Below are 8,211 nucleotides of genomic sequence, written 5' to 3' on the forward strand. Positions count from 1 at the left end.
ATCAGCGTCGCCGGTTGGCCTGGCGTGCGCCTAGCAACAGCGCGGCGACCAAGAGGACACCGCCGATGATCAGCATGGTCTTGGCGCCGGTGCGGCGGTCTTCGGCTGCGGGCATGGCGGACGGGTCGCTGCCCGGCACCGAAGGCGTGGCCCGGTCGCTGCCCGCCGTGGGCGGTGCGGCCAGCGTGACCGCGCTCTGGTCGCGCTGGGCTACCACCGCGCCGGGCAGGTTGCCGATCGAGGCGCCGCGGGGCAACGCGAATCCGTAGTCGAGCAGGCGGGCGGCCTGCTCCCACGGCCGGATCGGCCGCACGTCGGCCTTGAGCAGGGTGACGGCGAGCCTGCGGCCGTTGCGCTGGGCGGCGGCGACGAAGGTCTGGCGCGCGTCGTCGGTGAAGCCGGTTTTTCCGCCGAGGGCGCCGTCGTAGTTGTAGAGCAGCTGGTTGTCGTTGCCGATCGGGTAGCCGGGGCGGTCGGTGTCGCCGGGAACCGCCGGGTCGGCGGGGTAGCCAGGGAAGTCGGCCTGCTCGGTGTGGATCAGCTCCGCGAACAGCGGGATGGTCATGGCCTCGCGGAACAGCACGGCGAGGTCGTAGGCCGAAGTGCTCATCCCGGGCCCGTCCAGCCCGGACGGTGTGGCCGTGCGAGTGTCCATGGCGCGCAATGATTTCGCGAGGTCGTTCATCTTCGCGACGGTCGCGGCGTCGCCGCCCAGCTGCGCGGCGATGGCATGCGCGGCGTCGTTGCCCGAGGCCATGATCAACGCCTGCATGAGCTGCCGGTTCGTGTAGCGGCCGCCGGGGCCGATGCCCACCCGGGTGCCGTCGGCATCGGCGTCGGCCTGCGTGCCGACCACCACCTTGTCGAGATTCAGCGTGCGCAGCGCCAGCGTGGCCAGCAGCACTTTTATCGTGCTGGCGGGCCGGTAGCGCCCGTGCGGGTCCTTCGCCGCGAGCACTTCGCCGGTGTCCAGATCCGCCACCAACCAGGCCGTCGCCGAAATCTCCTGCGGGGCAGGCGGTGAGGCTTTGGGAAGCACGACGCCGCACTCGCCGAGACGGGGCCCGCCGATCGGCGGGGAAGGGATCGGCAGCGGTGCGGGAGCCGACTGTCCGGGCGCGGGCACCTCGGAGGCGTCGATCGGCGCGGGCGGCAACGTCTTCTGCGGGCAGCCGTCGGTGTTCGGGGTGGTGAACGGCGTACTGGTGCTGGGCTCGGCGAGGGACGGCGCGGCCGTCGTTGCGATCGCGGCGACGGCCAGCACGGCGCCCACGCAGAGCAAGGCACGGCGAGTGATCTTCATCGCCGATGAGCCTAGCGAGCGGGCCGGTGATCGGCCGCACACACTCATCGCTCCGAACGCTGGTATTGACATCAACTACCAAATGACAGTTACTATCAAAAAGTTGTATCTACCATTTTTGGAGGCGTCATGAAGAATGACTCGACCCGCCGCTGGCTCGCCCTCGGCGCGCTGGCCGTGGCGATGCTGACCATCGGGCTCGATGTCACCGTGCTGACCGTGGCGCTGCCCACGCTCGCGGTCGACCTGAACGCGAATACCGCCGCGCTGCAATGGTTCAGCAGCGCCTACACGCTGGCGCTGGCCGCGGTGATGCTGCCGGCGGGCGCGCTCGGCGACCGCTACGGCCGCAAAAAGTTCCTGCTCGCCGCCTTGGTGCTGTTCGGTCTCGCGTCGGTCGCCTGCGCCATGGCGACCTCACCCGGCGAGCTCATCGCGGCGCGCGTCGTGCTCGGAATAGCGGCAGCGGCGATGATGCCGCTGTCGATGTCGGTGCTGCCCGCGTTGTTCCCCGAACCGGCCGATCTCCAGCGGGCGCTCACGATCTGGATCACCTCGACCGCGATCGGTCTTCCGCTGGGCCCGATCGTGGGCGGCTGGCTGCTGCGCAACTTCTGGTGGGGTTCGGTGTTCCTGATCAACGTGCCGATGGTCGTGATCGGTGCGCTCGCCGTCGCCGCGTTGGTACCGGAATCGCGCAGCGCGCGACGCTTCCGGCTCGACCTGCCCGGGGTGGTGCTGTCGGCCGCGGGCATGCTCGGACTGACGTATGGCTTCATCCGTATCGGGGAGAAAGGCTGGGGCGATGGCCTGGCCTGGGGCATTGTCGCGGCGGGTGTGCTTTTGTTCGGCGCGTTCCTGGCCTGGCAGCGCAGGACGACGCATCCGCTGGTCGATCTCGGCCTGTTCGCCGCCGACGGATTCCGCTGGGGCACGGGGTTTTCCATCGTGGTGAACTTCGCCATGTTCGGCATGTTCTTCACCGTTCCGCAGTACTTCCAGGCGGTGCTCGGCGTGGACGCGCTCGGCAGCGGCCTGCGGTTGCTTCCGCTGATCGGCGGGTTGCTGGTCGGCAGCAGGTTGGTCGACAAGCTGCCGAAACTGGGCATCCGCGTCGTGATCACCGCCGGGTTCACCGTCTTGGCCGGTTCCCTGGTGCTGGGCGCGCTCACCACCGTGGACAGCGGCTACGGCTTCACCGCCCTGTGGCTGACGCTGCTGGGCGCGGGGATGGGTCTGGTCATGCCCGCCGCGATGGGCATGGCGATGGGCGAACTGGACGCGGAGCGCTCCGGCTCCGGTTCTGCGCTGTTGCAGGCGCTGCGTCAGGCAGGCGGCACCATCGGCGTCGCGGTGCTGGGCACCGTGCTGGCCACCCGGTATCGGTCCGAACTCGGCGCGCTGAACCGCGAACCGATCGACGACGGCGTGAACGCGGGCGTCGCCACGGCGCGCCACCTGGGTGATCAGTCGATGCTGCACCAGGTGCAGGTCGCCTTCCTCGGCGGCATGAGCGCGATGCTCTGGGCCTGTGCCGCGCTGTGCCTGCTGGCGGCCGTGCTCACGGCGATGTTCGTCCGCGCGCGGCAACCCGACCGGGCGCGGGAGCCGGGTGCGGCAGAATCGATTCATGTCGGTTGAGCTACCCGCGAACGGGACGGCGCGAGGTCTGCGCGAGCGGAAGAAGGAACGGACCCGCCGGACGATTCGCCTCGAGGCCTTCCGGCTGTTCCGCGAGCAGGGATACAACGAGACGACCGTCGAGCAGATCGCCGCGGCCGCCGATGTCTCGCCGAGCACCTTCTTCCGCTACTTCCCGTCCAAGGAACAGCTGGTACTGGCCGACGATCTCGATCCGGTGATCATCGAGGCGCTGCGCCGTCAGCCGCGCGACGTCCGCCCGATGGCCGCCTTCCGCGAGGCGGTGCGCGAGGTCTTCGCCAACCTGCCCGCCGCCGAGCTGGCGTTCGAGCAGGAGCGCCAAGCGCTGCTGTTCCACGTGCCGGAACTGCGCTCCGCGATCGGCTTGGAGATGATGCGCAGCATCGATCTGCTGTCCGGATTGCTGGCCGATCACCTCGGCCGCTCGCCCGACGATTTCGAGGTGCGGGTGGCAGCGGGCGCGATGACGGGCGCCGGGCTGGCGGTACAGGCGATGGCGCCGATGAACCTCGACAACATCGCGCGCACGATGGATTTCCTGGACGCGGGCATGCCGCTCGCGCCACAGCGTGAATCCTGAACGCTTCGATCCGGCTCGCCGTTCGCCGACTACGCCCCGGCAGTGCTGGCCTGCCGGAACCGATCCGGGGTGTCGTCGTCCATGGTCGCGAAGAAGCCGCCGATCACGTCCTCGATCTCGGCGATCGAGTCCGCGCAGTAGAGAATCGGCTGGTAGTGGGTGATGTCGTAGGTCGCGGTACCCATCTGGGCGATGTCGAGCGGGCGCAGCTCGGCGTGCCGGAACTCCTCGATCTCGCCGTAGGACGACAGCAGGCCCGCGCCGTAGCAGCGGATCTCACCGTGTTCCCGGACGACACCGAATTCCATCGAGAACCAGAAGACGTCGGCCAGGAATTTCAATGCGCGGTCGGTGCTCAGCCGTGCGACCGCCGCGCCGACCGTCGCGTAGATCGCCGCGAAGCGGGGGCTGGCGATCTGGTTGGCGTGCCCGATGATCTCGTGGATGGCGTCCGGTTCGGGGGTGTACAGCGGCGCGGAGTGATGCCGGATGTACTGCGTTGAGTGGAAGATCCGATCCGCGAAGGAGCCGAAGAACTCGCGCAGCGGCACCAGGCCCGCGGCCGGTGCGTAGCGGAATCCGGTCAGCGGTGCCAGGGCGGCGGAGACCTCGTCCAGTTGCGGGATGTGATCGGTGGGCAAGGACAGCGCCTCGGCGGCCGCGAGCACCTCCGCGCTGGCATGGCTGCGATGTTTGCGGGCGAGCTCGGCCGACACGATCTGCCATACCCGCTGCTCCTCGTCGGTGTAGTCGATGTGGGGGAGCGGCTTTCCCGGCGCGTAGTCCAGCGCCAGTGCGGCGATGGCGTTGCGCCGGGCCCGGTATGCCGGATCGTGCACGCCGGGGTGCTCGTCGCTCAGGTGCACGGTCACATCGCCGTCGCCGGTGCGGGTCACCGGCGAGTACAGCTGCGCCTCGGTGAACATATCTCGATGCAAGCACCACCGGGACCCGGCGACAACAAAAGCCCGTTCAGCTGGACAATCTGCCTAGCCGAACGGGCTTATTCCGGGCAAATCCGGGAGTGGAAGACGCGGATAGGGCGTCGTTCTGATCAGTGCGCGCCGTGCAGCGCATGCACCACCGCGTGGCCTTTGCCGCGTCCGATCAGCCACTTGTTGACCGGCGTGGTCACCACGAAGGCCACGGCGAAGGCGAAGGCGAGCGTGGTCCAGAACAGCACGGTGTCCAGGTGGGCGTCCATCGCCCCCGGGACCGCCAGGATCACGGCGTTGTCCACGATCTCCATGACCGTGATGGACACCGTGTCGGCCGCCAGCGCGGTACCGATGGCGGCCGCCAACGGCAGGCCCGCCCGCAGTACGCCGCGCATGGTGAACGCGTAACCGAACACGAACGCCAGCACGATGGCCAGCACCATCGTCGAGGCGTTGTTCCAGCCCAGCGCGGTGCCGATCACCATGCCGAGGATCTCGCCGATGGCGCAGCCGGTGAGGCAGTGCAGCGTGGCCATGGCCGCCATCCGCCAGGTAGCGGGGGAGTGGTGGGCGGTGTGCTGACCGGCCTCCTTCGGCGCGTGCGCGGTGTGCGAGGTGTGCTCGCCCGATGGGTCGTGCCTGTGTTCCATGCAAGGAACTATACCCCCGTAGGGTATCAATGCAACCCCGAGTTCTTGATTTGCCGGACATGAACCCGCTTTATGCCGCAAGATGGCGAAAGTACGAAGGAGGGCGCATGAAATCCGTGCGGATCGATCTCGACCAGGACTTGCTCGCCGCGGCCGCCGCCATCATGGGCACGTCGACGAGCGACGCCACCATCAAAGAGGCCTTGCGCCGGATCGTCGTGCACGAGCGTCAGCTGCATAACCTGGAAAGGCTCGCCGCGAAGGCGTTCGTCGGGCTACCGGACGTCGCGGTGGTGGACCGCTAGGCGCTTTCCGCGGACGCCGCCCTTCGGCTACCTGGGCGATACGGGCCGCTGCTCGTCGAGAGCGCGCTGCCAGACCGCCTCGAACTCGCGAGCGTCGATCTGGAGGGCGGTGAACTCGGTCTCGGCATTGATCTCCTCCGGGGTCGGAACCGGAATCTGCCCCAGTTCGGTCGTACCGGTGCCGCTGCCCGAATCGGCCCAGTCGGCGTGCCCGTCACGGAACATCTCGACCTTGCGTACCTCGAAACCGTCGTCGCCGATCTCGCTGAACAGCTCGACCGGCTCGTCATCGAAGTCGTGGTGCCATTGCGCCTTCAGATACCACATCGCACATCAGCTCCCCAGTTCGTGACCGCTCGGCTACCGAACCGCACACCAGCCAGCATATGCGCGATGTGTCGGTGGCCCCTGGCAGAATCCCGGGCACTGTTGGCGTGACCGAGGGGTGGGAGTCATGGCGGTCTCTCTTGTCGACGTGCCGGTGGCGCAGCGGCCGCGTGAGCGGTTGCTGGCCCTCGGCCCGCACGCGCTGAGCGACGCGGAGTTGCTGGCCCTGCTGCTGGGGCAGGGCAGGCGCGGCGCGAGCGCGCTGGACCTGGCGGTGGAACTGCTGGTCGAGCACGGCGGGCTCGCCGGGCTGTCGTCGGCGCGCCCGGAGGAGTTGTCGCGCCGGGCCGGCGTCGGCGTCGCGAAGGCCGCCGCCATCATCGCCGCTTTCCACCTCGGCGCGCGAGCACGCGGTAGGCCGGACATCTCGATCCGGCTGACCAGCCCCGCCGACGTGGCCGCCGCCGCGCGCCCGCATTTCGCCGGGTCCAGAGTCGAGCGCCTGCTCGTCCTTGTTTGCGACGCGCAGAACCGCCTGCGTCAAAAGGTCTTCGTCGCCGAAGGCGCCATCGACCAGGTAGCCGTCCCGGTCCGCGAAATCCTCAACACCGTCCTGCGCCACGACGGCCGAGCCTTCGCCATCGTCCACAACCACCCCTCCGGCGACCCCACCCCCAGCCCCGACGACCGCCGCACCACCACCCTCCTCACCGAAGCGGCGCGAACCGTAGGTCTGCGTTTCCTGGACCACGTCGTCCTCGCCGGGGAGAGATGGGCCAGCGCCCGGGGTGGCAAGTGGCTGAAAGGTGAAACGCTTCGCGACTACGCTGCCGACTGGCAGGCACGGCTGCACGATGTACCGGGCCATCGTGAGAACTGCGGCCTGCTCCACTCGGTTGGTCTCATCGACAACGCACAGCTTCGGGAGTGGCGGATCGGGAGCAGGTGATTCGCCGGACCACTCGATCTGTGGCGAGGACAGTGCCGGATGGGTTTCTTCCTGCGGTTATCCGAAATTCCTAGGAAAATCCGGCATGGCGGGTCGCGGTGAACCGGGGGGTGGTGTGCTGACGCGATTACTGGAACCTGGAGGGAGGCAGGCATGTCGGAGAACGGATCGACGCTGGCGCGGCGGCAGTTGGGGAAGTACCTGCGGGAGGGGCGGGAGGAGTGCGGTTTCACGTTGCAGCAGGTAGCCGCGCTGATCCAGCGCAGCACCAGCACGCTGCAACGCATCGAGAAGGCGGCAGTGGCGAATCTGCGTGTCGTAGACCTCGAGGCGTTGTGCAAGCTCTACGGATTCGACGCGCAACGAACTGCCGCGATGAAGGGGCTGGCGGCGCAGAGCAACGAGTACAGCTGGTGGCACGAGTTCGATGACTTGATTCCCGCGAACTTCGATTTCTACGTGGGCTTGGAGGCAGCGGCACACAAGTTGACGATTTATCAATCCGAGCTGGTGCCGGGGTTGCTGCAAATCCCCGCGTACGCCAGCGCGCTGATCCACGCTGTCTATCCCAATGACAGCCTCGAGGAACATGAACGACGTGCGCGCCTCCGAAGGCGTAGACAGACCAGGGTCACACGTAAGTTCCGGCCTGTTTGCCTTGACGTCGTGCTCCGGGAATCGGCATTGCGTGGCGTGGTCGGTGGTTCGAGGGTGATGGAAGCCCAGCTCCTGCATCTTGCGAATGAAGGCACTCGGTCGAACGTGAATATTCGTGTATTGCCGTTCAGCGCAGGTTTTCCCATGGGCGTGGCGGTGGGCCCGTACATCATTCTCGAATTCGGTGTCGGTACCGACGGGCAGCCCATCGAGCCACCGGTCGTCTATGTCGAGAACTTCGCGGGCGATCTCTATCTGGAGAAGCCGGGTGTGGTGCGTCGGTACCATCAGGCGTACGAGAGCATTCGCCACCAGGCACTGGATGAGGTGGCCAGCCGAAGCCTGCTTCGGCAGATAGCGAAGGAGTATGCGTGACGATCGATCCGGCCGGTGCCGAGTGGTTCAAGAGCAGCTATAGCGGCGGTGACAAGGAATGTGTCGAAGTCGCGTTCCTCTCCAACGAGCTTGTCGGGGTGCGTGATTCGAAGAGCCTCTCCGGCCCCGCGCTGGTCTTCTCCTCGCGGGTGTGGTCGGCTTTCACCGCTGCGGTGGCCCGCGACGGACTCGACTGCTGACACCAGTCGCGTGAAATGGCGAAGGCCGGCTTCCTCGGGTGAGATAGGCGGCCTTCGTCGTTCGGTGCCTGGGGTCAGCGGGTGAACAGCAGTGCTCGCTTGACTTCTTGGATGGCCTTGGTGACCTCGATGCCGCGGAGGCCAGGCGTCGGTGCAGTTCGATCAGCACGTTCAGGAAGCGGTCGGTGACATGGTGGCATCACCATCACCTAGACGGTCGTAGTCCGGTGGGCGCACCTCACGGAATGGTGTGGGCGGGCCGATC

At 67.5% G+C, this 8,211-nt stretch carries 10 protein-coding genes and 1 pseudogene; 6 read left to right on the top strand and 5 right to left on the bottom strand.

Translation table 11 applies throughout. The annotated features are described in order from the left end of the window. Position 1: 1 nt before the first annotated feature. A complete protein-coding gene (locus ACZ6DL_RS25060) occupies positions 2-1,303 on the bottom strand; it encodes a D-alanyl-D-alanine carboxypeptidase family protein (protein WP_466054627.1) in 1,302 nt (433 codons plus the stop codon). A 129-nt stretch (positions 1,304-1,432) separates the two neighbouring features. On the opposite strand from ACZ6DL_RS25060, the gene ACZ6DL_RS25065 reads away from it, so the two are divergent. Together ACZ6DL_RS25065 and ACZ6DL_RS25070 are read left to right on the top strand one after the other, a co-directional pair. Next, entirely contained in the window at positions 1,433-2,944 is a 1,512-nt protein-coding gene (locus ACZ6DL_RS25065; RefSeq protein ID WP_466054629.1) for an MFS transporter, read from the top strand. Beyond that, positions 2,934-3,545 (top strand): TetR family transcriptional regulator, encoded by a 612-nt coding sequence (locus tag ACZ6DL_RS25070; RefSeq protein ID WP_393235085.1) that lies wholly within the window; start codon positions 2,934-2,936, stop codon positions 3,543-3,545. Before ACZ6DL_RS25065 ends, ACZ6DL_RS25070 begins: the two co-directional genes overlap by 11 nt. Positions 3,546-3,574: 29 nt before the next feature. On the opposite strand, the gene ACZ6DL_RS25075 is transcribed toward ACZ6DL_RS25070, so the two are convergent. Both ACZ6DL_RS25075 and ACZ6DL_RS25080 read right to left on the bottom strand, forming a co-directional pair. Further along, positions 3,575-4,471 (bottom strand): phenylalanine 4-monooxygenase, encoded by an 897-nt coding sequence (locus ACZ6DL_RS25075; RefSeq protein WP_466054632.1) that lies wholly within the window; start codon positions 4,469-4,471, stop codon positions 3,575-3,577. Between the two features lie 128 nt (positions 4,472-4,599). Then, a complete protein-coding gene (locus ACZ6DL_RS25080) occupies positions 4,600-5,133 on the bottom strand; it encodes a DUF4396 domain-containing protein (protein WP_466054634.1) in 534 nt (177 codons plus the stop codon). Positions 5,134-5,240: 107 nt separating this feature from the next. Between ACZ6DL_RS25080 and ACZ6DL_RS25085 the strand changes: the two genes are divergently transcribed. Further along, positions 5,241-5,438, top strand: coding sequence for a type II toxin-antitoxin system VapB family antitoxin (locus ACZ6DL_RS25085; protein ID WP_466054636.1), 198 nt, complete (start codon positions 5,241-5,243; stop codon positions 5,436-5,438). Between the two features lie 27 nt (positions 5,439-5,465). On the opposite strand, the gene ACZ6DL_RS25090 is transcribed toward ACZ6DL_RS25085, so the two are convergent. Then, positions 5,466-5,765 (bottom strand): DUF6881 domain-containing protein, encoded by a 300-nt coding sequence (locus ACZ6DL_RS25090; RefSeq protein ID WP_391466810.1) that lies wholly within the window; start codon positions 5,763-5,765, stop codon positions 5,466-5,468. Positions 5,766-5,892: 127 nt separating this feature from the next. Here ACZ6DL_RS25090 and radC point away from each other — a divergent pair, with 127 nt between their 5' ends. From radC to ACZ6DL_RS25105, 3 genes are all read left to right on the top strand, one after another. Next, positions 5,893-6,714 carry a RadC family protein gene (gene radC / locus ACZ6DL_RS25095; RefSeq protein WP_466054638.1) on the top strand — a complete coding sequence of 274 codons (822 nt, stop codon included), beginning with the start codon at positions 5,893-5,895 and terminating at the stop codon, positions 6,712-6,714. A gap of 153 nt (positions 6,715-6,867) precedes the next feature. Next, positions 6,868-7,746 carry a helix-turn-helix domain-containing protein gene (locus ACZ6DL_RS25100; protein ID WP_466054640.1) on the top strand — a complete coding sequence of 293 codons (879 nt, stop codon included), beginning with the start codon at positions 6,868-6,870 and terminating at the stop codon, positions 7,744-7,746. Further along, positions 7,743-7,946 carry a DUF397 domain-containing protein gene (locus ACZ6DL_RS25105; protein ID WP_466054641.1) on the top strand — a complete coding sequence of 68 codons (204 nt, stop codon included), beginning with the start codon at positions 7,743-7,745 and terminating at the stop codon, positions 7,944-7,946. Before ACZ6DL_RS25100 ends, ACZ6DL_RS25105 begins: the two co-directional genes overlap by 4 nt. A gap of 74 nt (positions 7,947-8,020) precedes the next feature. Here the strand turns inward: ACZ6DL_RS25105 and ACZ6DL_RS25110 are convergent. Next, positions 8,021-8,105: pseudogene (locus ACZ6DL_RS25110) on the bottom strand (succinate dehydrogenase iron-sulfur subunit); the annotation flags it as partial. Positions 8,106-8,211: the final 106 nt, after the last annotated feature.

It is taken from the genome of Nocardia sp. NPDC041819 (genome assembly GCF_055590505.1).

Coding starts and splice junctions, on each gene's coding strand:
- ACZ6DL_RS25060 (WP_466054627.1), bottom strand. CDS start 1,303: ATGAAGATCACTCGCCGTGCCTTGCTCTGCGTGGGCGCCGTGCTGGCC.
- ACZ6DL_RS25080 (WP_466054634.1), bottom strand. CDS start 5,133: ATGGAACACAGGCACGACCCATCGGGCGAGCACACCTCGCACACCGCG.
- ACZ6DL_RS25070 (WP_393235085.1), top strand. CDS start 2,934: ATGTCGGTTGAGCTACCCGCGAACGGGACGGCGCGAGGTCTGCGCGAG.
- ACZ6DL_RS25085 (WP_466054636.1), top strand. CDS start 5,241: ATGAAATCCGTGCGGATCGATCTCGACCAGGACTTGCTCGCCGCGGCC.
- ACZ6DL_RS25090 (WP_391466810.1), bottom strand. CDS start 5,765: ATGTGGTATCTGAAGGCGCAATGGCACCACGACTTCGATGACGAGCCG.
- ACZ6DL_RS25075 (WP_466054632.1), bottom strand. CDS start 4,471: ATGTTCACCGAGGCGCAGCTGTACTCGCCGGTGACCCGCACCGGCGAC.
- radC (WP_466054638.1), top strand. CDS start 5,893: ATGGCGGTCTCTCTTGTCGACGTGCCGGTGGCGCAGCGGCCGCGTGAG.
- ACZ6DL_RS25100 (WP_466054640.1), top strand. CDS start 6,868: ATGTCGGAGAACGGATCGACGCTGGCGCGGCGGCAGTTGGGGAAGTAC.
- ACZ6DL_RS25065 (WP_466054629.1), top strand. CDS start 1,433: ATGAAGAATGACTCGACCCGCCGCTGGCTCGCCCTCGGCGCGCTGGCC.